The 25,918-nt window shown below is 52.5% G+C and carries 17 protein-coding genes, 1 tRNA gene and 1 pseudogene; 12 read left to right on the top strand and 7 right to left on the bottom strand.

Annotation, left to right across the window (positions count from 1 at the left end; translation table 11 throughout):
- Window positions 1-66: 66 nt before the first annotated feature.
- Window positions 67-1,416: a hypothetical protein gene (locus tag JS578_06790; GenBank protein ID QRX62613.1), complete on the bottom strand. Its 1,350-nt coding sequence runs from the start codon at window positions 1,414-1,416 to the stop codon at window positions 67-69.
- A gap of 10 nt (window positions 1,417-1,426) precedes the next feature.
- Window positions 1,427-3,847, bottom strand: a complete 2,421-nt coding sequence (locus tag JS578_06785) for a TonB-dependent receptor (GenBank protein ID QRX62612.1) — start codon at window positions 3,845-3,847, stop codon at window positions 1,427-1,429.
- A 206-nt stretch (window positions 3,848-4,053) separates the two neighbouring features.
- On the opposite strand from JS578_06785, the gene JS578_06780 reads away from it, so the two are divergent.
- From JS578_06780 to dusB, 3 genes are read left to right on the top strand one after another with little or no spacing between them, the layout of a single operon-like run.
- Complete coding sequence (locus JS578_06780; GenBank protein ID QRX62611.1) at window positions 4,054-6,150, top strand: alpha-L-fucosidase; 2,097 nt, start codon at window positions 4,054-4,056, stop codon at window positions 6,148-6,150.
- Window positions 6,151-6,179: 29 nt separating this feature from the next.
- Window positions 6,180-6,536, top strand: coding sequence for an arsenate reductase family protein (locus JS578_06775; protein QRX62610.1), 357 nt, complete (start codon window positions 6,180-6,182; stop codon window positions 6,534-6,536).
- Between the two features lie 27 nt (window positions 6,537-6,563).
- Window positions 6,564-7,550, top strand: a complete 987-nt coding sequence (gene dusB / locus JS578_06770) for a tRNA dihydrouridine synthase DusB (GenBank protein QRX62609.1) — start codon at window positions 6,564-6,566, stop codon at window positions 7,548-7,550.
- A gap of 72 nt (window positions 7,551-7,622) precedes the next feature.
- Here the strand turns inward: dusB and JS578_06765 are convergent, their stop codons facing one another.
- The 4 genes and pseudogenes from JS578_06765 to JS578_06750 form a co-directional block, all read right to left on the bottom strand.
- Window positions 7,623-9,344, bottom strand: a complete 1,722-nt coding sequence (locus JS578_06765) for a hypothetical protein (GenBank protein QRX62608.1) — start codon at window positions 9,342-9,344, stop codon at window positions 7,623-7,625.
- Between the two features lie 75 nt (window positions 9,345-9,419).
- Window positions 9,420-10,028, bottom strand: a complete 609-nt coding sequence (locus JS578_06760) for a threonylcarbamoyl-AMP synthase (protein ID QRX62607.1) — start codon at window positions 10,026-10,028, stop codon at window positions 9,420-9,422.
- A 74-nt stretch (window positions 10,029-10,102) separates the two neighbouring features.
- Entirely contained in the window at window positions 10,103-10,960 is an 858-nt protein-coding gene (locus JS578_06755) for an SDR family oxidoreductase (GenBank protein ID QRX62606.1), read from the bottom strand.
- Window positions 10,961-11,499: 539 nt separating this feature from the next.
- Window positions 11,500-11,628 (bottom strand): annotated as a pseudogene (locus JS578_06750) (aquaporin).
- A 246-nt stretch (window positions 11,629-11,874) separates the two neighbouring features.
- Here JS578_06750 and JS578_06745 point away from each other — a divergent pair.
- The 3 genes from JS578_06745 to JS578_06735 are packed head-to-tail and all read left to right on the top strand — an operon-like array spanning window position 11,875 to window position 14,898.
- Window positions 11,875-12,600 (top strand): MBL fold metallo-hydrolase, encoded by a 726-nt coding sequence (locus JS578_06745; protein QRX62605.1) that lies wholly within the window; start codon window positions 11,875-11,877, stop codon window positions 12,598-12,600.
- A 56-nt stretch (window positions 12,601-12,656) separates the two neighbouring features.
- Window positions 12,657-13,037, top strand: coding sequence for a VOC family protein (locus JS578_06740; protein ID QRX62604.1), 381 nt, complete (start codon window positions 12,657-12,659; stop codon window positions 13,035-13,037).
- 10 nt (window positions 13,038-13,047) lie between these two features.
- Window positions 13,048-14,898, top strand: coding sequence for a 4-hydroxy-3-methylbut-2-en-1-yl diphosphate synthase (locus tag JS578_06735; protein ID QRX62603.1), 1,851 nt, complete (start codon window positions 13,048-13,050; stop codon window positions 14,896-14,898).
- A 57-nt stretch (window positions 14,899-14,955) separates the two neighbouring features.
- On the opposite strand, the gene JS578_06730 is transcribed toward JS578_06735, so the two are convergent.
- Window positions 14,956-15,390, bottom strand: a complete 435-nt coding sequence (locus tag JS578_06730; GenBank protein QRX62602.1) for an OsmC family protein — start codon at window positions 15,388-15,390, stop codon at window positions 14,956-14,958.
- Between the two features lie 255 nt (window positions 15,391-15,645).
- On the opposite strand from JS578_06730, the gene JS578_06725 reads away from it, so the two are divergent.
- The 6 genes from JS578_06725 (at window position 15,646) to JS578_06700 (ending at window position 25,908) form a co-directional block, all read left to right on the top strand.
- Window positions 15,646-15,719, top strand: a tRNA-Ile gene (locus JS578_06725).
- A 443-nt stretch (window positions 15,720-16,162) separates the two neighbouring features.
- Window positions 16,163-17,053 carry a helix-turn-helix domain-containing protein gene (locus JS578_06720; GenBank protein ID QRX62601.1) on the top strand — a complete coding sequence of 297 codons (891 nt, stop codon included), beginning with the start codon at window positions 16,163-16,165 and terminating at the stop codon, window positions 17,051-17,053.
- Window positions 17,054-17,323: 270 nt separating this feature from the next.
- Window positions 17,324-20,545 (top strand): TonB-dependent receptor, encoded by a 3,222-nt coding sequence (locus tag JS578_06715; GenBank protein ID QRX62600.1) that lies wholly within the window; start codon window positions 17,324-17,326, stop codon window positions 20,543-20,545.
- Between the two features lie 22 nt (window positions 20,546-20,567).
- A complete protein-coding gene (locus JS578_06710) occupies window positions 20,568-22,253 on the top strand; it encodes a RagB/SusD family nutrient uptake outer membrane protein (protein ID QRX62599.1) in 1,686 nt (561 codons plus the stop codon).
- Window positions 22,254-22,314: 61 nt separating this feature from the next.
- Window positions 22,315-23,514 (top strand): hypothetical protein, encoded by a 1,200-nt coding sequence (locus tag JS578_06705; GenBank protein ID QRX64950.1) that lies wholly within the window; start codon window positions 22,315-22,317, stop codon window positions 23,512-23,514.
- 12 nt (window positions 23,515-23,526) lie between these two features.
- Window positions 23,527-25,908, top strand: a complete 2,382-nt coding sequence (locus JS578_06700; GenBank protein QRX62598.1) for a hypothetical protein — start codon at window positions 23,527-23,529, stop codon at window positions 25,906-25,908.
- Window positions 25,909-25,918: the final 10 nt, after the last annotated feature.

Below are 25,918 nucleotides of genomic sequence, written 5' to 3'. Positions count from 1 at the left end.
GTGGATGATGTTTATGGGTTGTATCCCTCCCGGGAGCTGTTCCTCGGGAAGGATCAACCCTGTGATTCAATAAATTCCGATGTAATGGTTTCCCGCTTTGTTAATGAGTCGGGCTCCCTTAGTCACGGCACCGGTGCGGCTGTTGAGGATGTAGATGTGACCATCCTTGCCCACCGGGGTGACGGCAACGTAGACCTCATCGCCATTCACCAGGAAGCCCTGGTACTGGAAGAAATAGAGATCTGGGTCATAAGGCAGTTCCACCTGACGGGCTGTTCTGTCAGTCAAATCGATTCGTGCCAGGAAGCTCTGACGTTCTTCGGCATTGAAGGTAGAGGGGGCGGAGCCGTCGTGGCTGTACATCACGTAGGCAATACCGTTACCGGCATAGCGCCAGCTCTCGATGTAGGAGTTGGTGATACCAAGAGCTTCGTCAAGGCTGAACCGGTATGTGTTGTCATATTGGTTGTTGCTGTTAATCCGCAGGATCCAGGAGCCATTGCTGCCCCGCTGTGTTGCCTGGTAGATGTTGCCATCGTCGCCGAGGAAGCTGTTGAAACTGCGATAGCCGCTGCAGTCGCCGTCGGCTACCGTGGAGGTGATCACCTGCGGGTTCTCCAGTGAGGGGTAGTCGACCACTACCGACTTGGTGCCGAGCCGTTCAAAGCCGCTTTCTCTTTCACCCGTCAGCGGGTTTCTTTTCTGCATCCAGGTACCGATGATTACCTTGTTGCCCGTCTTGTTCAGCACCGGTGCATCGAGCCGGAAGAGGGTGTGTCCTTGCAGCTCCTCCTCCTCGGAGAGGGGTATCTGGTACTGCTTATAGCCTGTGATCTCAACTTTCTGCAGGTCGAGTGACAGCACGGTGGCACTGCCCCGGTAGTAGCGGAAGGGTTCACCGGAGCCTGATGTTGCATTGTTGGCGGTGATATTTGTCACGTTGACTGCGATGCCGGCCTGATCACCGTCGAACAACTTGGCCCAGCGGGGCGAGCTGCCGGCATATTGCGCAATGCTCACCGACACATCTTCCTGGATGAAGTTCTTGCCACCATTCACGATGTATCGGGAGAACTCACCTCCGTTTTCACCTGTGTAGGCGATGTTGAAGAGGGTGTTGCCATCTTCTGACGATTGCAGGCGTGCGGTACGGTTGGATTTCACGCCAAATCCTTCCTCGAATACGTTGATGGAGATGTTCGGGTCACGGGCATCCTCGTAGCTGACCGCATAGACCATGGTACCCCCGTTGCCATCACCGGCGTTTTCACCCATCAGGGCACCAGCCACGGTAATCCATCGTTCGGTATCGGGAGGTGTTTCCAGGTTGTCTGTGAGCGTTTCATGCTCACAGCCGGTGAAGAGGAAAGCTGCTATAGCGGTGAAAAGTGTTGTTCTGAATAGTTTTGTGTTCATAATGCTGGTTTTATATGTTGATGTGATTGATGGTGTAGTTCAGCTTGAGGTAAAACGCCCTACCCGGTTTCTGTACGGCAAAATTGTCGTACACCTGTCGGTCGAAGAGGTTCCTGACATCGAAGCTGACCACAAATTTCTTTCCCGGAAATAGATAGCTGAATCCGGCATCCTGGATGAACTGGCGGGGCACCCTAAAATCTTCAATATCGAGCCAAGTGGTCTGGAAGCTCTCAACAAAACGGAAGCTATAATGAATGTGGAGTTGCGATCGTTTTTGCAGGAGGTTGAAGAGGGTGTATTGCGCCGTACTGTTGAATGTGAACCAGGGTTCGTTGGGCATCTGCTTCCGGTAATAATCGAGCCGGTTGCCGCCGGCATCCTCTTTCATGTTGAAGAGGGTGTTGAAACGGGAGAGGTTGAACAACAGGCTCAGCTTGTCGCCGTAGGCATAGTTGGCTTCCGCCTCAATGCCCAGCGATTGTGTTTTGCCCAGGTTCTCAAAGGGGCTGGTCTGGATGGCATCGTTCAGGCGTGGATTGATCTGTCGCACGATCTTGTCGCGGGTATCCCTTAAAAAGCCGGTGGCAGAGAAGGAGAAACGCTGTGCTCCCATGTAGTAATCACCGGCTTTGAAGCCTATGTTGAAGTTGTTGCTCACCTCGGGGTTGATATATGGGTTTTCGACAATGTTCTCACCAATGCTACCAAACACCTCATTCTCTGAGGGCATCCTGACAGCCTTCTCTGCAGAGCTGAGCAGCAACAGCTCCGGCAGCAGAGCATAGGAGAGTGCAAGACCATAGCCGGTAGCTTTTCTGGTGCTGTTCACCCGTTCTTCGGTACGGACCTGCTCGCCATTGTCAAGTGTCAATACCGGGTCCATCCGGTCGATCATCTGCCGGTAGAATTTTGCAAAGAGGTTGCTGCGCAGGCGATCACCGTGGGAGGTCATCTCATAAGAGAGGGTGGCAATTTGCTTCTGAAGATCGCGTCTGCCCACAAAGGCTTGTTCCACCTCTGAACGCATCTCATCAAACTCCCGCCGGTCGATGGTGTAATAGGAATGGTTAATCAGCACCTTGTGACGTGGCACTATCGTGTAAGCAAGTCCCGATCGAAGGGTGAAGACATCCCGGTCGGTATGGCTGATGGTGGGGGCACCCTGCTGCGCACCGTTCGGCCGCAGGATGGGATCGCCGTAAAGCCCCAGGCTCTTCTCGCCATACCAGTTGTAGTTCCATCTCACCGTGTCGTTCACCACCTGGCTGCGGTTGCTGAAGACCGCGCTGAGCTGCAGGTCGAGTCCCTTTACTATAAAGTTCTGCTTGCGGTAGAGCAGGTTGAAGGCATGTGATTGAGACTCGGAGAAGCGTCCAATGTAGGGGATTGACATGTAGGTGCCATGCTGTATCTCGTTGTAATCGTCCGAGCCGTTGTATCCCACGAAGAACTGATTGGCCCAGACCACATTGGTGAACCCCAACTCTATGCGGCCCCCCGCTGAACGATAGGCATCGTTGAACCGTTTGGCACGTACATACTCATAGCGCCCGTTGGGGAGGATGTTGCGCACGAACTTCCCCCACACCTCATAGTCGTTGTCGGAATAGTTGTGGAACCCGGAGAGGTTAAGGGTGAAGCCTGTTCTTTCGTCACGGTAACGACCGTCGATGTTTGCCTGAGAGGTGTTGAAGGAACCGTAGGAGAGCGATGCCGAGAGACTGTTGCGCATGTTCTTCTTCAATACCACGTTGATGGCCCCGCCCAGCGCATCATCGGTCAAGTGGGAAGGAATCACCCCTTTGTAGACCTCGATACGTTCAATCAGTGACGGGGGAATGCTGTTGAGACTGAAGGAGGATCCATATGCTGAGATCGGGATGTCGTCCACGAAGATGCGAACCGAGTTGCCCGACATGCCGTTCAGGTTGTAGTTGACCGCCGAGCCCAATCCTCCATTCTGGCGAACGGTGACCCCCACACTCCTGTTGAGGAGGTCGTTGGTCTGAATGTTTTTAAGCCCCTCCTGCTCGGTTTCAATTACATTCACTGCAAATCCTTTGGTCTCGATGATTCGCTTCTCGGTAGCACCTTTCACGATCACCTCACCCAATTGGTAGCTGCTCTCTCTGAGCAGCGGGGAGAAGGTGACCAACGATTGGTTTACGGTGACAGGGGTTACACTTTTCTGGGTTTCAATGGATCGTACCTCTACCTGATAGGTGCCATAGGGGATTCCCTTCAGTTCGTACTGGCCGTTCAGGTCGGTCACACTATGCAGTTCCAGTGCCTGAACATAGACTACCGCAGCCACTACGGGGGTGCCATCTTCAAACTGCAGCGTTCCCCTTATTGTGCCTGTCTGGGCTAAGGTGACGAGGGTAAAGGAATAAAAAACAAAGAACAATAATGTATATAATTGCTTCACACTGATTTTCATTTTGGGCAGATCTCTAATCTACCCTGCAAAATTATACTTGTGACAACAAGCCTGCAATCGCTATTTATGGGTAAAATAGAACCGATTTGCAGTTTTTTGTGGCCATTGTAGGGGATAGTGGAGAACGCTCCCGACCATGCCAGTTTGCCAGTTCTCGTTTTATTCGCTATTTTTGTCCCCTCAAACCCCACGCTATGAAGTACAAAGCAATCCTTCTTTTGCTGGTTAGCTCCACCCTCCTGTTGTCGGCACAACAGAAACCGTCGCAAGAGTGGCTCGACCGGAAATTCTCGATGTTCATCCACTTTGGGCTCTATTCAGTCTATGGAGGTGTCTATGAGGGGCAACCGGTAAAAAGAGGCTACAGCGAACAGATCCAGTCGTTTGCGGGCATCTTCAGCGACTGGTATGGAAACAGTGTCAAGCAGTTCAACCCGGAGCAGTGGGATCCCGATGCGGTGGTAACGCTGGCCAAGGAAGCGGGAATGCGCTCGATTGTCTTCACCTCGAAACATCACGATGGCTTCTGCATGTACCACTCGCAATATACCGGTTTCAACATTGTGGATGCTACCCCTTACGGGCGTGATCTGATGAAAGAGCTGGCCGATGCCTGCGCACGGGGTGGCATCGGGTTTGGTGTCTATTTCTCGCTGATCGACTGGCATTACCCTCACGCCTATCCCATCTCCAGTCACAACGCCGACCCGCTCACCCCTGAGCATTACGCCTACAACCTGAAGCAGGTGGAGGAGATCATGACCCGCTATGGTGATCTCTCCGAGATATGGTTCGACATGGGATCGCTCACACCGGAGCAAAGCAAAGGGCTCTATGAGCTGGTGAACCGTTTACAGCCGGGTTGCATGATCAGCGGCAGGCTGGGCAATGATTTTGTGGACTTCAGTGTGATGGCCGACAACGAGTACCCTGACTACAGCCTCTCTGTGCCTTGGCAGACTGCTGCCTCGGTGTTTGATGAGACATGGGGTTACCGCTCCTGGCAGGAGCGGGGTGCCCTGCAGTCGAAGGTGGAGGAAAAGATCGAAAGTCTGATCAAGGTGGTGAGCCGTGGGGGCAATTACCTGCTCAATATCGGTCCGCGAGGAGATGGTAGCCTAGTGCCTTTTGAGCAGGAGCTGCTGCAGGCGATGGGACGATGGCTTCAAGCCAACGGTGAGGCGATCTACGGCAGACGGGCTGCTCCTTTTCACCGTTCTTTCCCCTGGGGAGAGGTGACCGCCAGTAAGGATGCGCTCTATCTCTTCGTGAAGCGGGAGTATGCCGGAAAAGAGATTGAACTGGATCATCTGGATGCGAAGATTGGTTCGGTACGGTTGCTCTCCTCCGGAGAGTCGTTACGTTTCATATCCAGGGGCGGTAAAGAGACCACAACCCATATTGTCTTGCCCCAACAGTTTACCTCCTCCTATGAGGTGTTGAAGGTGGCCTTCCGTGACGGCTTCAGTGTCATCCCGGAAAATGTGGTGAACAACGGTATACTTATGCCGAGCAATGCGGAGTGTGAATTCGGTCACTCCAGTCTCAACTATTACGCCGGCTACAAGAGCCTGCTCGCATACAACTGGTCGTTTGCATCGAAGAAAAAGGAAATCACCCCTGAAATTTATTTCACGGAGGATGAAACAGGGAAAAGCCTGCTGTTGCAGGCGGATGTCACGAGACAGGAGGTGACACTACGCTCATCCCTTTATCAGACCATCAGGACATCGGAAAAAGATGTGCAATGGGGGCCCATTTACCGAAAGCCGGGACGCGGGGTGTTCGGCTTCCTTGAGGAGGAGCGTGCAACACCAGTGAACGCGCAAGAATTGGAGGAGAACTGGGAGCAGGTTACCGATTTCCGGTACGGAGAAAAGCTTACCCTTCCCTTGGGGGAGCGGGAGAGCCTCCTCTTCCTGCAAGAGATTCACTCCTCGCGTGATCAGTTGGCAGCGGTGGAGATTGGCAGCGGCAACGCGGTCTATATCCTGCTGAACGGACGTTACCTCACCGCCCACTTTTCACCTGAAAGGGTGAACCATCAGCGAGAAACGGTGTTAATCCCATTGCAAAAGGGGTTGAACCAGCTGGTTGTAAAATATTACAACGGCTTTGAGGAGGAGTTGTGCTACAGCCTCACCCCGCTATGGGAGTGGCGTCGCTATGCACAAAAGCTGCCGACAATGCAGCTTTCCCGCCAGGAGCTGCACAGGCTCAGGCTGAGCGATAAAAACCCACTGTCGAAGGTATCTCCCCTGAGAATGAATAACATTGAGATCAAACTCTAAACGAAGAAGAATTGAAATCACAGGAAAATATGAAACCACTCTTTATCCAATATCCATCGTGCGGCACCTGCCGCAAGGCGGCCAAATGGCTTGAAGCAAACCAGGTTGAGGTCATCTCCCGCCACATCGTGGAGGAACGTCCCACAAAAGAGGAGCTCACAAGGTGGGTTGGTCGCAGCGGACTGCCCATCAGCAAGTTCTTCAACACCTCCGGGCAGGTCTACAAATCGGAGAACCTGAAGGAGAAGGTGAAAACGGCCACCTCTGACGAGCTGCTTGATATCCTCGCATCCAACGGCATGGTGGTGAAGCGTCCATTGGTGGTGACCACTGATTTCGTGCTGGTGGGGTTCAACGAGAAGGAGTGGAAGGAGAAGCTGGGTTAAAAAGATATTGGTAAAAAAGAAAAGCGAATGAAGATTGCCCATTTGGAGTTCCCTGACCGGCCGGTATTCCTGGCCCCGATGGAAGATGTGACCGATATCGGCTTCCGCCTGCTCTGCAAGCGGTTCGGTGTTGACATGGTCTATACTGAGTTCATCTCGAGCGATGCGCTGATTCGCGATGTGAAAAAGACGAAGGCAAAGACGCTCTTTAGTGAAGAGGAACGACCTATCGGCATTCAGATCTACGGCAGCGACCCCGACGCGATGGTGGAGGCAGCAAAGATCTGTGAGGAGGCGGATCCCGACCTGATTGACATTAACTTCGGCTGCCCGGTGAAGAAGATTGCCGGACGTGGTGCCGGTTCCGGGATGATGCGCACCCCTGATGTGATGCTTGAGATCACCGAGAAGGTAGTGAGGGCGGTGAAGAAGCCTGTGACGGTCAAGACCCGGCTGGGGTGGGACGACAACTCGAAAATCATCGTGGAGCTGGCGGAACAGCTACAGGATTGTGGCATAGCGGCCCTTACCCTGCACGGGCGCACCCGTGCGCAGATGTACAAGGGGGAGGCGGACTGGAGCCTGATCGCTGCGGTGAAGAACAACCCCCGCATGACGATTCCCATCATCGGTAACGGCGATGTGACCACCGTGGAGGGGTGCCGCCAACGGTTCGATGAAACGGGTGTGGATGCGGTGATGATCGGCCGCGGCAGCATCGGACAGCCTTGGTTCTTCGAGGAGGTAAAGCATTACCTCAAAACCGGTGAACACCTGCCTAAAAAATCTTTCCAATGGTATCTCGATATCCTGAAAGAGCAGATTCAGCAAAGCGTGGAGCGCACCGATGAAATCAGGGGTATCCTGCACAACCGACGCCACCTGGCTGCCAGCCCCATCTTCAAGGGGATCCCCGACTTCAAGGCAACCCGCATCGCGATGTTGCGTGCCAATACGCTGGAAGAACTTTTCGGCATCATGGATGAGATACAGGAGAAGTATGAAGTAAAGTAGGATCGTGTAATACAAAACGAGGGTGAATCAGAATCGATTCACCCTCGTTTTATTTTGTGGCAGAGAAGTGTATTACTTCATCAACTTCCTGATCTCATCACCCCAGACATCATCCTGCATATCGAATCGATGAGGTTTCAACATCCGTTCGGAAGTCATGCGTTCTACTTGCGAGGAACGGAAAGGTGTATGCAGCGCTTTGGCACTACTGCTGCGTGTGGTGCCGGTAATCAGGGAGAGCGCCTTTCCCAGCATCGGGTCGTTGCTGTCTCCGAAGGGGTAGAGGTAGAGATCTGCAAACTCATCCACCTCGTAGTCGGGAGTGAAGCCGGCAGTGAAATCGGAGAAGCCCAAGCTGTTGGCATAGCGCACGATGATGGGTTGCATGCCCCACTTGTTTTTCGGGTCGTCCTCCTCGTAGATGCTTGTGGAGCCAACGTTCTTGCCGTAAGTGGTCTCTCCTATCAGGGTCACCTCCATATAGGGGCTCAGTCCGTTGATCACGAACTCGCTCGCCGAGGCGGTCCAGTCTTTCACCAGGACGTAAAGGCGCGGCAGGTTCATCGCCGGGATTTGATAGCTGGTCCCCTCTATCTTGTCGATGAAGTACTCTTTGTTGTAGTCTGCACCATATTTATTTCTCATTGAGTTGTGTATGATGCTGTTGTACTCTGAGGTGACCAGGATGTTGTCGGTTGAGCGATCCTTCACCAGTGCGCTGGAGAGCGCAATCGCCGAGGAGACCGCACCGCCGCCGTTGTAGCGCAGATCGAGTACCATGTCGGTGATTCCCTGCGACTGTATGCTACTCAGCCGGTCCATCAACTGCTTGTCGTAGCTGTTGCTGTCATCGCCGTTGTCCCGTGCGAAGAAGTTGTATACCAGGTAGCCCACCTTTTGGCTGCCCACGGTATAGACACTATCCATATAGATGGGGTTCTCGGCATAATTGCTGTGCATCTGGATGGTCACATCATTTGAGTTGGTCAGCTTGTAACTCGGGTAATCTTCATCCTCAGGACCTACGCTGCTGTCCAGCGTCCAGTCAGCCATACTCAGTGTCTTGCTGCCGGTACCGCCAAACAGATCCTGGTAGTTGGACGAAGTGATGTTCTGCCCGTTGATCTTGGTCACAAAGCGACCCCTGGTGATTCCCTTAGTCTCAGCATCAGTGTTTTTGCGGGGGTAGAGCACCAATGCATAATATTGGGTCTCGGTTACTCTTACAAAGATGTATTCGAAACCGATTTCATCGGAGCTCACGCCTGTGAGACTTTTCAGCAGATCGGTATAATTTTCCTGTATCCAGGAGAAGCGGTCGCCGTCAGGGTTCGAGGTGGCGTTGTACTTGTTCAAGATTGAGTCGAAGAAATCGGCCGGAAATTGGGTGAAATCGGGACTGGAGGGTATCTTGGTGTTCCAGAGATAGTAGAGCGACATCTCCTCGTAGATCCAGTCATTGACATACTGGTGGGCGTTGGTGTTCACCACCGGGGGTTCATCGCTGATAGTCGCCTTGCCGGAGGTACTGGCATCAGCTCTGTAAAGGTATGTACCGTCCTCCAGTTCTGCCGAGGCCGAGGGGGGGGTGGTGTTGCGGTTGAGAGTGGCCGTCACCGTTTCGGTCTGTCCACTGCTGTAAGTGAGGATGAAGGTGGAGGAATATGCACTGTATGTTGCTGAAATGAGCGTCCCCTTCTCTTCCTGATCCACTAACGGATCGCTCTCCTTGCAGGAGGTGACCGACGTGAGCAGCAGCAGCATCGTGAATAGGGAATATAAAAGATGTTTCATAGGGTTGAATTGATGAATGTATATGTGGTTATGACTGTAAATATATATAAGAATTTAATCCAAACGGCAGATATTTCAAAGATTTAACACTCCCTTTCCCTGTCGGATGATCTCCGGTTCACTGTCAGAGCAATCCACCACAGTGGAAGGTTCGTTGCCGCCGGTGCCGCCATCGATCACCAGATCGGCGAAGCTTTCCCATTTCTCGTGTATCAACTCCGGGTTGGTGCTGTATTCCGGTTCTTCCAACTCGTCTACCACCGAGGTGCTCAGCACCGGGTTGCCCAGCTGGGCAACGATTTCTCGGATGATGTCGTTGTCCGGTACACGGATTCCCACTGTTTTTTTCTTCTTGTAGATCTTCGGCAGTGAGGAGGTGGTGGGCAGGATGAAGGTGAAGGGACCCGGCAGGTTGCGCTTCATCAGCTTGAAGACCGGGGTGCTCACCTTGGCATATTCGCTGATGATGCTCAGGTCGTTGCAGATGATGGAGAGGTTGCTTTTCTGAGGGTTGATCCCCTTCATGTCGCAGATCTTTTCCACCGCCCGCACATTGAGGGCGTCGCAACCGATGCCATAGAGCGTGTCGGTGGGGTAGACCACGATGCCTCCTTCACGGAGTACCGCTACCACCTTCTCTATCTCCCTCGGATTGGGGTTCTCATTGTAAATTCTGATCATCATAAGCCTGCAAATGTAGGAAAAAAAAGCTTCCGTCGGCCGACGGAAGCTAAATTATTTGTCTGACAGAACCGTAATTAACCGTAAATCACGTTGCCGTTCTCGTCGCGGTTCTCATCCAGGCCGTTGCTGTACTGCTTCATGGCCCGCAAACTCATGCCCATGCTGGAGAAGCCGCCGTCGTTGAAGAGGTTCTGCATGGTCACCTTGCGGGTGAGGTCGGAGAACATCACGATGCAGTAGTCGGCCGCATCATCTGCATCGGCATTTCCGATGGGCGACATTCGCTCGGAGAAGTCCATCAGGTCTGTCATCCCTTTCACGCCGCTGCCGGCGGTGGTCATGGTGGGCGACTGTGAGATGGTGTTCACACGTACCCCCTTGTCGCGACCGTAGATGTAGCCGAAGCTACGGGTAATTGACTCCAGCAGTGCCTTGGCATCGGCCATGTCGTTGTATCCGTAGAAAACGCGCTGTGCCGCCACGTAGGTCAGTGCCAGCATCGAGCCACCCCGTTCCACGGCATCCAGCTTGCGGGCTACCTGCAGCATCTTGTGGAAAGAGATGGCCGAAATGTCGAGCGTCTTGGCCAGCATATCGTAGTCGAGGTCGTCGTAGGTTCTTTTCTTGCGCACGTTGGGTGACATGCCGATGGAGTGCAGCACGAAATCGATCTTGCCACCCAGAATCTCCATCGATTTGGTGAAGACCATTTCCAGGTCCTCCACGTTGGTGGCGTCTGCCGGCAGGATCTCCGCGTTCAGTTTCTCTCCCAGTTTGTTGGTGTCGCCCATGCGTACCGCAACCGGTGTGTTCGACAGGGTGATGATGGCACCCTCTTCCACGGCTCTTTCAGCCACCTTCCATGCGATGGACATCTCATTCAGCGCACCGAAGATGATTCCTCTTTTGCCTTTTAATAAATTGTGAGTCATATTTGAATCCTTTTTTGATTGCCCGTTCGTTGCCATTGAATGGCACTATCGGGGTTCTTTTTGATAAAAACTGCGCAAATGTACAAAAAATGTGCAGTTATTAAACAGATTGGAAGGGAATATGTTCTCGCGAGGCTGTAATTTTACAGAAAAAACAGGAGAGAGACCAAAAGAGGCTGTATCAATATTCAAATGAGATGGCTCTTTTTTTCATCCCACCCACTAAGATTCGCCTTATATGGCTTTTTACTGCGTTTTAATTCAGTCGTAACTGACTCTAATCTGGTTCGAATCTATTAGAACCATATTAGAACCATATTAGAACCATATTAGAACGAGATTAGAACGAGATTAGAACCAGTTACGAAGAAGGTAGGCTGTTTCTTGCTGAAATAGCGCTACTCAAACTGTAACGTATAAACAGAAAAAAAGCCATCTCATCTGATATAATGAGACAGCCTTTCTACTTCAATTGTTGCGGTAGAGATTTATGCAGTGGTAACTTTTGGTTTCACCGTGATGTTGTGCCAGACGATAGCATAGGCGAAGGCAACCCCGAGGGTGCCCACTGAGTCGAAGGGCTGTCCGGCCCCCGCGAATACGGCTGCTCCACAGCCCATCAATACCAGTAGCATGGTACCAATCAATTCTGTAAGATACTTTTTCATGATTGTCTGGTTTTTACTGGTAAAACATTTGATTACAAAGTAGTAAGATTTTTTCAGCACCAACCACCAATTCCGAAAGGTTGTAGTTTTACTCTACATAAAACCGACAGAGGGATAGCGTATGATATTGGAAAACGATCTATTCGCCCATGAACCTGCAATGTGGCGATGGTCTTTTATCAATTTTTATATGAAACCTGTTGAACATTTCGGGTCTCGTTTGTTATTAAAGGGAGGTTTTACATTATGAGAGTTACATATATTTATCATAGCTGTTATTTGATCGAGTTCGGTTCCTTTTCGGTGATCTTTGACTATTACAAAGATGCAATCCGTGAAGATGGCACCGCTTGGGTCAGCGATTACCTCCTCGGAAAAGAGGAGGATCTCTACGTGTTGTGCACACACTCCCATTCGGATCATTTCAATCCGGAAATTCTCTCCTGGAAAGAACGGAAAAAGAACATAACCTACATCTTTTCGCATGATCTACTCAGTACCGGAAAGAGTGCAGGTGTCGATGCCGTCTATCTCAGGAAGGAAGAGCGGTACAGCGACCGGCATATCAGGTTGAAAGCATTCGGTTCCACCGATGAGGGGGGATCGTTCCTGCTGGAGTGGAACAACCTGCGGATCTTCCATGCCGGTGATCTCAACAACTGGCACTGGAACGAGGAGGTTGCGAAAGAGGAGTCACTCGGCTACGAGAACAACTTCCTCTGCGAGCTCGAACTTCTGGCGGAAGAGAGCGACCGGCTCGACCTGGTGATGTTCCCGGTTGATCCCCGCCTGGGGAGCGACTACATGAAGGGAGCATCACAGTTTATCTCCAGGATAGGCGTCCGTTATTTCCTGCCTATGCACTTCGGAGAGCAATATGAGAAGGCGAACCGTTTTGAGATGGAAGCGGAACGAAACGGTGCCGTCTATCTGCCGCTGAGCCATCCGGGGCAATCGTTCGACCTGAAATAACGGTTATCCCCCTCAACCGTTTTCAATTTTTATAAAACAATTTCAATCACACAAATATGGAAGTAAAGGCAAGATTTGACCACTACAACATCAACGTATTCGATCTCGAAAAGAGCATGGCATTCTACGACAAGGCGCTGGGCCTTAAGGAGGTGAGGAGGAAGGAGGCCTCCGATGGCTCTTTTATCCTTGTTTACCTCGGCGACGGTGTCACCGGCTTCACCCTGGAACTCACCTGGCTGCGCGACTGGGACAGACCCTACAACATGGGCGACAACGAACAGCATCTCTGCGTGCGGGTGGAGGGTGATTACGATCAGATGCGCGCCTACCACAAGGAAATGGGAGCCGTCTGCTATGAGAACCAGGAGATGGGGTTATATTTCATCATCGATCCCGACGGATATTGGATAGAAGTATTACCTTTGAAGAAATAAAGGGAAACGAATGGATTTTTTCAATTACAAACGTCGTCCCACGGTTGATGTGCCAGTGGGTGGCATCTTCATGGGTGGCAACTTCCCGGTGGTGGTGCAGACGATGACCAATACCGATACACGCGATACCGAGGGCAGCGTAGCCCAGTGCGAGCGGATCATAGCCGCCGGTGCCGACCTGATACGGCTCACCACGCAGGGAGTGCGTGAAGCGGATAACCTGCGCAACATACACCGGGAGCTGCGTGAGAAGGGATATGATACCCCTCTCTCGGCCGATATCCACTTCAATCCCCGTGCAGCCCTGGTGGCGGCTACGGTGGCCGAGAAGGTGCGCATCAACCCGGGTAACTTCGTTGACAAGCAGAAGACCTTTGCCGAGCTGGAGTACACCGAGGAGGAGTATGCACGGGAGATGGATAAGATCCGTGCCCAGGTGATACCCTTCCTGAATGTCTGCAAGGAGCATGGTACCGCCGTACGCATCGGTGTGAACCACGGCTCCCTCTCCGACAGGATCATGAGCCGCTATGGCGATACCCCCGAGGGGATGGTGGAGTCTTGCATGGAGTACCTGCGCATCGCAGTGGAGGAGGGATTCAACGACATTGTGATCTCTATGAAGGCTTCCAACACGCTGCTGATGACCAAGGCGGTACGGCTGCTGGTGGAGCGTATGGACCAGGAAGATATTCACTTCCCCCTGCACCTCGGAGTAACCGAGGCGGGCGATGGTGAGGATGGCCGGATGAAGTCGGCCGTGGGCATTGGTGCCCTGCTGAGCGACGGACTGGGAGATACCATCCGGGTATCGCTGAGCGAAGATCCTGAAGCGGAGGTGCCGGTGGCACGCAAGCTGGTGGACTATGTGATGCAACGTCAAGGACATGGAGACATTGAGGGCACTCCTTACCCCGGTTTCTCCCCTTTCTCAACCGACAGGCGTGAGACCGAAGCGGTCTGGAACATTGGCGGGGAGCACCTGCCGGTGGTGATCTCCGACAGGAGCCGTATAGCCGATATGACCATCAATCCCCATTTCATACCCGACTATATCTATGTGGGGAGTAGTGTTCCGGAAAATTTCCCAAAGGGGATGAAGTCGATCGTCGACTATCCCGCCTGGGAGGAGCGGATCGACAATTTCCCGCTTTTCACGGTCAATAATATGGCCTTGATGGGCGGTTGCAACGCGCCGGTCAAGTTCCTGCGAATCTTTTATCCAGAACTGAATGAAACGATACTGGCACAGATCAAAGCCGAAAAGAAGGTAGTGTTGATCCTGACCACCGATCATCTGAACGGTGTGGGAGAGCAGCGGGCATTCTTCCACGCACTGCTCAGCGCGGACTGTCGTGTGCCGGTGGTACTGCAGCGTAGTTATAGCGAGAATGATCCCGAGGATATCATGATAAAGGGAGGTGTCGACTTCGGTACAGTGTTGCTCGATGGATTCGGTAACGGTGTCATGCTCAGCAACGAAGGGAGCATTGCCATCACCGACCTCGATAACTATGCCTTTGGTCTCCTGCAGGCGGCCCGCGTGCGTACCAGCAAGACCGAGTTCATCTCCTGCCCCAGCTGTGGCCGCACACTCTTCGATCTGCAGACTACCGTGGCACTGGTGAAGAAGCACTTCTCCCACCTCAGGCACCTCAAGATAGGGGTGATGGGCTGCATTGTCAACGGTCCTGGTGAGATGGCCGACGCCGACTACGGATATGTGGGGGCCGAGCATGGCAAGATATCGCTCTACCGGCGCAAGGAGCTGGTGGAGAAAAATATTCCACAGGCGGAGGCGGTGGAACACCTGATCCAACTGATCAAGGATCATGGCGACTGGACCGATCCGGAAGAGTAACAAAAATAAGTAGAGGGCTGCCCAGTGGCAGCCCTCTCTCAATTTAAAAGGTGGAACTTATTTCAACTTGATATGTACCGGAGTGGGGTTATTCAGGTTGTCGCTCACGGGACAGCGTGACTCAACCACCTCAAGCCATCTCTCAAGCGTTGCGCGATCGGCGTCTGTATCGGGGTTGATCTCCACGGTGATCTCCTTGTAGCCTGCCCTGTCGGCGGTCTCCTTGCCGAACAGCTTGTCGGGATTCAGCTTGCCTGCCAGCTGTATCTCTACACCTCTCAGTTTGAAATTCATCTCCTGCGCCACCACGTGGCACATTACATTAAGGCATCCGGAGAGGGCTGCCAGCAAGTATTCCACCGGATTGGCCCCGTCGTTGGTACCGCCAAGGTCGGTCGGTTCATCAATGATCATCTGAAACGTGCGGGCTTTCACCACTGTTTTTGTCGGGTTCTCACTGTGCGCTTTCACGCGGAATGTCATGTCTGCCATAAATATTCTGTTAAATTAATTCAAGTAATGCACCTCATTCGTATTTCTTGCGAAACATGTGTTTATTTTTGTTACAAAGATAAAGATACTGTTTTCATGATGAAATAACACAAATGTGGTATTTTCACACCCTCAATTTCCCCAATTCCGATATTTAAATGTATCTGCCGGTGATTTACAGAAAAATCGTTTGGATTTTTCACTAAAAAACTGTAATATTGCACCCGCTTTTGGTCTCCGCCGACCAAAAACAAAGGTCCCATAGCTCAGTTGGTTAGAGCACCTGACTCATAATCAGGGAGTCCTTGGTTCAAGCCCAAGTGGGACCACTACCTATCAACAGTCTCCCAGATAGCGTTTCTTCCATATCCACCGTTCCTTCCTGCCATTGACCTTCCGAAACAAAAACCTCTTGTTCTGTAATAGAAAATGCTTCTGTTACGAAAGCATGCGTTCCAATGGTCAGGACCTTCTCCGGTACTGTAAGGGCGGGTTATTCATAAAATGAGGACTGGATAGTTCTCGACTGGTGCCCCTTCATTATCCCCTCATACTTTTATGAGGAGATGATGAGGGGGTGATGAAGAATTTCAAGACAATATCTCGACAAATACAGCCTTGTCTACCGGTCGTCGGTAAGAAGCAAATGGTAATTGCTGCTTCAATTGATTTTGGGTGTTTTATGCGATTTAAATCGGTAAAGCGATGGGATATTAATTTTTATCTATAAATTTGCCAACTGTCAAACAGGTTTTAACAGTGCGGATGCCCAATGAACGAACACAACAACCATATCCTGTATGAACTGACTCCATTGTCGGACAAAGACTGCTTTTACATTGCCGACCGCATCAAATCGGAGTTCACCTATCCTCTACATGCCCACAGCGAATATGAAATCAACTACATTGAAAATGCGGAAGGGGTTCGTCGCATCGTGGGCGACTCGGTGGAGGTGATCGGTAAATATGACCTGACACTGATCGCCGGCGAGGAGCTGGAGCATGTCTGGGAGCAGCACAACTGCACCTCGAAAAGCATTCGCGAGATCACCATCCAGTTTTCGAAAGATCTCTTTTTCGGTAACTTCATCCACAAGAACCAGTTCAGCAGTATCCGGGAGATGCTCAACAATGCACAGAAAGGCATCAGTTTCCCCATGGAGACCATCATGAAGATTTACCCCACGCTTGGTACGCTCTCGAGTGAACAGTCAGGGTTTTATGCCGTGATCAAGTTGCTGACCATCCTGTATGAACTCTCCCTCTGCAATAATTACCGAACCCTGGCCAGTTCCTCGTTCGCCCATATCGAGGATAATACTGACAGCCGTCGCGTGCGTAAGATTTACGAATACATCAACAACCATTTCCGGGAGGAGATCAGGCTGGAAGATCTATCCGGTATTGTGGGCATGACACCGGCAGCACTGAGCCGCTTTTTCAAGCTGCGTACCAGCAAGACCGTATCCGACCATATTATCGACATCCGTCTCGGCAATGCCACACGCCTGCTGGTCGACACCTCCAACTCCATTGGCGAGATATGTTACGACTGCGGCTTCAACAACCTCTCCAACTTCAACCGCATCTTCAAAAAGAGAAAGGGTTGTTCCCCGAAAGAGTTCCGTGAGAATTACCACAAAACAAAGCAAATTATCTGATTTATCCTTTTTTTACATTTCCTCCTGTCTTGTGAAGGGTTAAAATAATACCACCTTTACTACACAGCTATCCGTTTCCCAACATCTTCCCGATTGAATTTTCTTGCTAATTCAGAATAGAAAAGCATTAGTGCCATGTTGTTTGTTTGATTGAAATGATTCAATGTTAAGGTAAGAATAGTATTAAAATTAGATAAGATAATATTTGAACCTTTTCACAGTTGCCCCTACATTTGTATCGTGGAATCTAATTTATATTAATGATAATTTATGTATATGAAAAACATCCTTGTGTTATGCATGGCTCTCATCATGAGCTTTCAGTTGATGGCACAACAACGAAGGGTCTCCGGTACCATCGTTGACAGCAGAGACCAGTCTGCCATGATTGGTGCCAATATCATGGAAAAAGGGACGTCCAACGGTACGGTGACCGATATCGAAGGCCGTTTTACTCTCGACCTCACTTCATCCACTCCTGTGCTGGTGATCTCCAGCATTGGATATCAGACACTGGAGGTGGTGGTTGGTAACCGCAACACCTTCAACCTCGAGATGAACGAAGATACCGAACTGCTCGACGAGGTGGTGGTAGTAGGTTATGGTACCATGCGGAAGAGTGACATCTCCGGTGCTTCCGTCACCGTGGGTGAGGATGCCATCAAAGGATCGGTAATTACCAACCTCGACCAGGCACTTCAGGGACGGGCAGCGGGTGTGACCTCCGTGATGACTTCCGGGGCTCCCGGTTCCTCCGTTTCCATTCGCGTGCGCGGACAATCTACCATCAACGCCAATGCTGAACCGCTATACGTGATCGACGGTGTGATCGTTCAGGGCGGCGGCAGCAGCGGATCCTCCTTCGGTTTGGGTGATGCGCTGGGCAACAGCCCCGTATCCACCATCTCCCCCCTCTCCACCATCAATCCCTCCGACATCCTCTCGATGGAAATCCTGAAGGATGCCTCCGCAACCGCCATCTACGGTGCACAGGGCGCCAATGGTGTGGTGCTCATCACTACCAAGCGAGGAAAAGCGGGAGAAGCCAAGTTCACCTATGAAGGAATGTACGGCGTACAGCGTCAGGCTTCCCGCCTTGAGATGATGAACCTGCGGGAGTTTGCTGAGTATAGCAACCAGGTATCCCTCTCCGAGAATCGTCCCGAGTTTGCCGATCCCTCCCTGCTGGGTACCGGTACCAACTGGCAGGATGCGGTGTTCCGCCAGGCACCCATGCATCAGCATCAGCTCTCTGCACAGGGAGGTACTGATGCGGTACGCTATTTCGTATCTGGTGCCTTTATGGGACAGGATGGTACCATCATCGGTACCGAGTTCAATCGCTACTCCTTCCGTTCCAACCTGGATGCACAACTCAAGAAGTGGTTCAAGCTGGGATTGAATGCCATGTACTCGCAGACCGACGAGCGCCTCGGACTGGCCGACAGCCAGGAGGGCGTGATCAACTACTCACTGTTGACACCACCCGATATACCGATCTACGATCTTGACGGCAACTACGCATCGGTGATCCGTGAAGGATACACCCGTATCAATCCCATCGCCATGGTACTCGACGAAGATATCCTGTTGGGGAGAAGCAAGTTGAACGGAAGCATCTTCGCCGATATCACCCCGATTGAGAGCCTTACCTGGCACAGCGAGCTGGGCTTCGACATCGGCAGCACACGTGGCGAACGCTTCGAGCCAGCCGTACGCTATGGCAATTGGAGCAGGGAGAAAAACATGAGCTCCATCCAGAAGAATGACAACCGTTTTTGGCAGTTGAAGAACTACCTCACATACTCCGGCAAACAGGATAAGCATGATTATACGGTAATGTTGGGGCAGGAGATGTGGGAGTCTACCTATGAATATCAGAGCGTGACCGCCTCTGCACTCCCCTCCAACGACATCAAGAACCCCAGCCTCGGTACCGATCCACTCATCAATTCCGGCTTTGGCAGCAGTGCCATGGCCTCATTCTTCGGACGTGGTACCTATAACTACGACGACCGTTACATGGGGACCTACACCTACCGACGCGACGGCTCCTCCAACTTCGGACCCAAGAACCGTTGGGCTGGTTTCCATGCCTTCGCCGCCTCCTGGCGCTTCTCCAACGAAGCGTTCTTCGAACCGCTCACGGAGGTGTTGAACAACGGTAAGTTGCGCATCGGATGGGGACAGACCGGTAACTCCAACATCGGAGGGTACCGCTGGGGTGCTGCCATCGTGCGCATGCCCTCCAGCCTCGGCCTCGGTTACCGCCAGTCGAACATCGCCAATCCCTACATCAAGTGGGAGACACAGGAACAGTGGAACTTGGGTCTCGACCTCAACTTCTTCGACAACCGTATCGGTCTGGTAGTGGATGCTTACGACAAGACATCGAAAGACATGCTGATGCCCTTGCAGCTGCCCTCCTATATGGGTACGCGCGGCAACGCCTCCTCGGCACTGGCAGCCCCCTATGGCAACTACGGTACCATCAACAACAGGGGTTTGGAGTTCACCCTCAACACGCGTAATCTCACGGGTGCCTTCACATGGGATACCGAGTTCCAGATCTCGTTTAACAAGAACAAACTGGTGGCACTCGACGGCACTGACGCGGTACACATTGAAGGGTACGGACAGTGGAGCGACGTGGTTTCCATCAGTAACGTGGGAGAACCGCTCTATAACTTCTACGGATATAAGGTGGCCGGAGTCTATAAGGACCTGGAAGACCTGCAGAATTCTCCCAGACCGGAGAAATATCCCACCGACGGCGTTTTCAACCGTTACAACACTACCTGGGTGGGCGACCTCAAGTTTGAAGACCTCAGCGGTCCGGAAGGAGTGCCTGATGGCGTGATCGACACCTACGACCGTACCAACATCGGTTCCCCGCTGCCCAAGTTTACCTTTGGTATGACCAACAGCTTCAGCTATAAGAACTTCGATCTGTCGGTATTCTTCAACGGCTCCTACGGCAACAAGGTGCTGAACTACACCGCCATCAACCTTTCCAACATGAAGAGTGCATGGGACAACCAATTGAAGCTGATTACCGAGCGTGCCAACCTGGAACCGATCGACCCCAACAAGAGCTACCCCGCCACCGTGAACGGCATTACCATCTACGAATGGACCGACGACATCACAAACTTGCGGGTGACCAATCCCGATACCCGCATTCCGAGGGCGATTGCCAACGATCCGAACGACAACGACCGCATCAGCGACCGTTACATTGAGGATGGATCCTACCTGCGCGTACGCAACATCACGCTGGGATATACACTCCCCGCAAATGTAGCACGCAAATGGATGCTTGAGAACATCAGGGTTTATGCGAACATCCAAAACCTCGCAACCTTCACCAACTATTCCGGATACGATCCCGAAATCGGTGCCAGCACCGCCAGTCAGAATGTCTTTGGACTCGACAACGGACGTTATCCCTCCCCGCAGGTATACTCTTTCGGTGTGAGTCTTTCGTTTTAATCACCTTCAATAAGTACAGGATATGAACAAATATAGTATCATCACAAAAACCGTAATTGTCAGCGTCATGCTGCTCATGCTCTCCGGCTGCGAGGATTTCCTTAACCGGCCCACGGAGGACAACTACACGGTAGACAGTTTTTACCAGACCGACGAACAGTGTTTCCAGGCAGTCAATCCGGTCTACAACTCTCCCTGGTACGACTTCCAGAGAGGTTTCTTCAAGGTGGGTGAAGTGCTCTCGGGCAACTACTATTGGGGATCATCACCCTACCTCACCTTCACCATCAACTCCACCGATGAGGACCTGACCAACATGTCGGCCTCCCTCTGGTCGGTAAACGCCTACTGCAACGGCATCATTGAGAACATCGACATGAAGGCCGGTCCCAATGTGAGTGAGCAGGCGAAGCATACCGTCAAGGGTGAAGCACTGGTGTGGAAGGCGATGACCTACTTCTATCTGGTTCGCACCTTCGGGGCGGTACCCATCATCCACAACAATTCGGCCATGATCTCTGCCGGCGACTACAACAGCATCTACAAGGCGACGATTCCCAACGTGTATGATTACATCATCATGACCCTTGAGAAGGCGATCGAGTGGCTGCCGGAAAGCAATGATCCCGGGCGCATCGACCGTTACTCCGCCTACGGACTCCTCTCGAAGGTGTACCTCACCAAGGCTGGCTACGGCATGAGCGGTAGCCGCAACCAAGATGACCTGGACAAGGCTGCCGAGTATGCAGGCATGGTGATCGACCAGAGCGGACGCAACCTGTTGCCGGTATACTCCGATGTATTTCGCCTGAAGAACAACTACAGCGAGGAGAGCCTACTGGCATGGCACTGGGTGGTCTCCAACCAGTGGACTTCGCAGAACACCCTCCAGTCCGACCTCGGTATCCTTGGCATAGATGAATATGGTGCCTCTTGGGGCGGCTATGGCGGTCCCTCGGTCGACCTGCAGGACGCTTTCGGTGAAAATGCCCTGAGCCTCACCCGCAACAACGTGGATGCCCGCCGCAAGGCCACCATGATGATGTACGGTGACAAGTACGACTACTTCTGGGTGGACAAGGGAGGATTGGACTACACCGCGTTTGCAGTGGAAAGCATGGAGTACCAGAGCCCCGTGGGTGCCAATGAGGTGAAGCATATCGTGGGCAACGACAACGACCACCAGATCGGCATCGGTCATGCGATGGCACGCATGGCAACCAGCCTCAGCACACACCTGTTGCGTCTTTCCGATGTATATCTGATCTATGCCGAAGCAGTGCTGGGCAACAATGCTTCCACCTCCGACGCAAAAGCACTCAAGGCCTTCAACGATGTACGGGGACGCTCCGTGCAGGGCTATGAAGCCAAAACCTCCATCACCTGGCAGGATATATGGAAGGAACGTCGACTGGAACTGGCCTGCGAGGGTGACCGCTGGTACGACTACGTACGCTGGCACTATTACGAACCAGCCAAAGCGATTGCAGAGATCAAAGCACAGCGCAGAAACCAGTATATCGGACTGGGACAGTACTATACTTCCGGTGTGCTAAATCCGGACGATACCTACTATGATACCGGAGCATCGGCACCCAACGTCACCGACGCCCATTTCCAGCTGCCCTTCCCGGATACCGACCTGACCATGAATCCCAACCTGCTGTTGGATCCGGTAGAGTTTGACCTGTCGACCATTCAATATTAACAAGAGGAAATACACCAATATGAAAAAGATAGATACCAAAAAAACAGGATGGTCGCTGCTAATGCTGCTGATCGCCCTCTTCACCTTCGGAGTGCAGTCGTGCGACGACAACCCCGACAAATTTGAGTTGACCGAAGGTATACCTGAAATATACTATGTGAGAGTCCCTGCTCCGGAGTCGGCAGATTCACTGCTGGTGAAAGCTTTCATGGACAACAGCATCGTGCTGGTGGGAAAGAACCTGACCAGCATCCGCGAGATGTGGTTCAACGACAAGAAAGCAATCCTCAACTCCAGCTTCATCACCGACAACAACCTCTTCGTCACCATTCCTAAGGAGATCCCCGGGGTAGTCACCGACAAGATTTATATGATTACAAAGGAAAATGACACCGTCACCTACGACTTTGGTGTACAGGTGCCCGGTCCGGTGGTGTCTCGCATCTCGAATGAGTACGCGCACGACGGGCACGTGGCCATTCTCTATGGTGATTACTTCATCGACGATCCCAACGTGCCGCTCACCATCACCATGGCAGGCAACATCCCTGTAACCGAGATTATCAGCATCGAGAAGACGAAGGTGACCTTCCGCATCCCCGAGGGGGCACAAAAGGGATATCTCAACGTGCAGTCGATCTACGGGTTCGGTCGTTCAAAATTTCAGTTCCGTGACGACCGCGGCATGATTCTCGACTGGGACAACCTCAATGCCGACGGCGGATGGCGTGCCGGTAAGATCAAGAACAGTGATCCTGAAGGGATCAGCGGCAACTATGTATATTTTACCGGTTCACTCGTTGGTGATCCCACTGTAGACTGGGCCGAGGATGACTTCTCGTTCAACCTCTGGGGTTCGGCCAACGGACGGCCTCAAGGAGATCTGTTCACTTCCGATCCGGCAAACTCCACCCTCAAGTTCGAGGTGAACGTGACGCAACCCTGGTCGTCCCTCGCTCTGCAGATGATCTTCACCCCCTGGTCCACCACCGGTACCAACGGTTACATTGCCGACGGTACCACACCGCGCGGTCTCTGGAGGCCTTGGGAAAGCAGTGGCAGCTTCGTGACGGACGGATGGGAAACAGTTTCCGTGCCGCTGACCGAGTTCAAGTACGACCATGCAGGTGGCATCCTGGAGATGGCACCCAAGGGGAACTACGGAGGACTGACTTTCTTCGTTTACCATGGCGGCATCAGCGGTACCGATTGCACCCCCTACATCTGCATCGACAATATCAGAGTTGTTCCGAACGAATAAAAACCATAGATTATGAAAAATATACTTACCAGAAAAAACAGATGGTCCGGCATGGCACTCCTCATGCTGTTGCTGAGCAGCCTCCTGCTGATGCCATCGTGCGAAAAAGAGGAGGTGAACAACGACCCCTTGCTGCAATCGTTCGGACCCTCCCCCGCGTTGCGCGGCGGTGAACTCCGCTTTATCGGACAGAATCTGGGCGAGGTCACCGCGGTGATCTTCCCCGGAGTGACCGGTGGCACCGTACAGGTGACCGACATCATCACCGTGAACGAACGGGAGATCAAGGTGGTGATCCCCCAGGATGCCGGAGTGGGTATTTTGACACTGGTCACCACAAGTGGTGAAATCAAGACACGCACCCCCCTTACCTATTCCGAACCGATCTCCATCAGCAAGGTATCACCATTGAAGGTGAAACCGGGTGAGACCCTCACCATCGAGGGTGATTACCTCAACCTGATCAAGCGGGTGATCTTCGTCGACAACGTGGCAGTTGAGGCCGGCGCCTTCCTGCCGGGACAGACACGCAAGAAGTTGCAAGTGACGGTGCCCGCAGAGGCGCAGAGTGGCAAGATCATCATCTCCAACGGTGAGGAGATACCCATCGAGGTATACTCAGCGAGTGATGTGGAGGTGGTGCTTCCCTCGGTGGCTGCACCTGCCGACCTGACTGGCAAGAAGCCGGGTGAGGTGATTGAAATTGCCGGAGAAGATTTTGACCTGGTGGTTTCCCTTCTCATGCCAAACGGCGACGAGGTTCCGTTTGAAGTGATTGAAACCGAAACGGGAGAAGCGATACGCTTCACCCTGCCCGCCAACATGACCGACGGTGTGGTGATCGTCCTCCCCGCATCGGGCGTGGAGGTGGCGATTGCCAACATCGGACTGGCACTGCCGGCCAACGTGGTGGCCACCCCTGCCACCGGATTGCGTGCAGGTGACCTGATCACCCTCGAAGGATTGAACATGGAGCTGGTCACCTCGCTCACCTTCTCCGGTGTGGCAGATGCCGTCGAGCCAGATAACCAGACTGCTACCGAAGTAACGGTGACGATGCCCGACGCAGCCACCAGCGGCAACTTGCTGCTTAATACAGGCAGTGGTGTCTCGGTTGAAGTGGCCATCGAAACACTCAAACCCACCTTCACCGCCTATGAGAACAGCACGGTGCCGTTGGGTGACAACGTGGTAATCACCGGTGAAGATCTCGACCTGGTAGCCAAAGTGCAGTTCACCGGTGGTGCTGAGGTGGAGGTGAACAACACCACACCCACCAGCCTGACGGTAGCCATGCCGACCATGAACGTAGAGAGCGGTATCCTGACCCTCTTCATGGCCAATGGAGAGAGCGTGGAGATTGAATCACTCACTATTGAAGCGCCGCAGTTTGCCTACTTCCCGGTGCTGCCGGGTGAGGAGGAGGATCCAAACAAGGGCGGTACCGTGATGTCGATCGGCATCACCAACGGTGACAAGCTGACAGGGGTAGAGGTAGATGGTACAGCTGTACAGTATATCCTCAACAAAGATCTGCTCTACTTCGAGATACCGCAGCTGGCCAACGCCAACAGCAAGGTGAAGCTGATCTCCTCCAACGGTGAGATCACCTACAGTATCGCCTTTGTACCGGCGACCGATGTAGAGATCGTGATCTTCAACACGCTGACCGACCTGGGTCCCTGGAGCGATCCGCGTGTCATGATTCCAGCCAGTGAGTTTGAAAGGGATATTCCCGCCGATGCCAAGATGAAGATCTACTTCGCACAGAAAGAGGCCTGGGGACAGGTGCAGATCAACGACGGTAACTGGAGCAATGACGGCATCTTCTTCCCCGAATTGGGTGGTGCCTATCTGACTACCGACAATGCCGGTGGTAAGGATGTGAAGGAGATTGAGCTTACACTGACCCCCGAGCTGGTGCAGCGCTTCCGCGAAAAGGGCGGGATCGTGATGCAGGGCTCCGACTGGATCATCTCGAAGGTATCCATCAAATACCAGATACCCCTTGAAAAAGCGGTCTGGAACGGACCGGTAACAATTACCTGGAGCGAGGGGGGGCGTGTTGTCATCCCGGCATCTGTTTTTAGCAGTGTGAAAGCGGGTGCAAAAATGCGTTTCTACTTTGACCAGATTGACCAGGTTTGGGCACAGGCACAGATCAACAACGGATTATGGGGTGGTCTGGTGTTTGATGAGATAGGCAGCAACACGCTGGTCCCTACTGATGTGTATGGCTGGGAATTCGCCAGTCGTGTTTTCGAAGTGATACTTACGAGGGATATCCTGGATCAGATCGAAGCCAATAAGGGTGAGGCAGATAGTGACTATCCTGACGCAGGCATCATTATCCAGGGATCTGACCTGATATTTACCAAAGTAACCATAGAGTAATAAAGCAATC

It is taken from the genome of Dysgonomonadaceae bacterium zrk40 (genome assembly GCA_016916535.1).
Lineage (GTDB): Bacteria > Bacteroidota > Bacteroidia > Bacteroidales > Dysgonomonadaceae > Proteiniphilum.
This window is presented reverse-complemented; position numbering and strand designations above follow the sequence as displayed.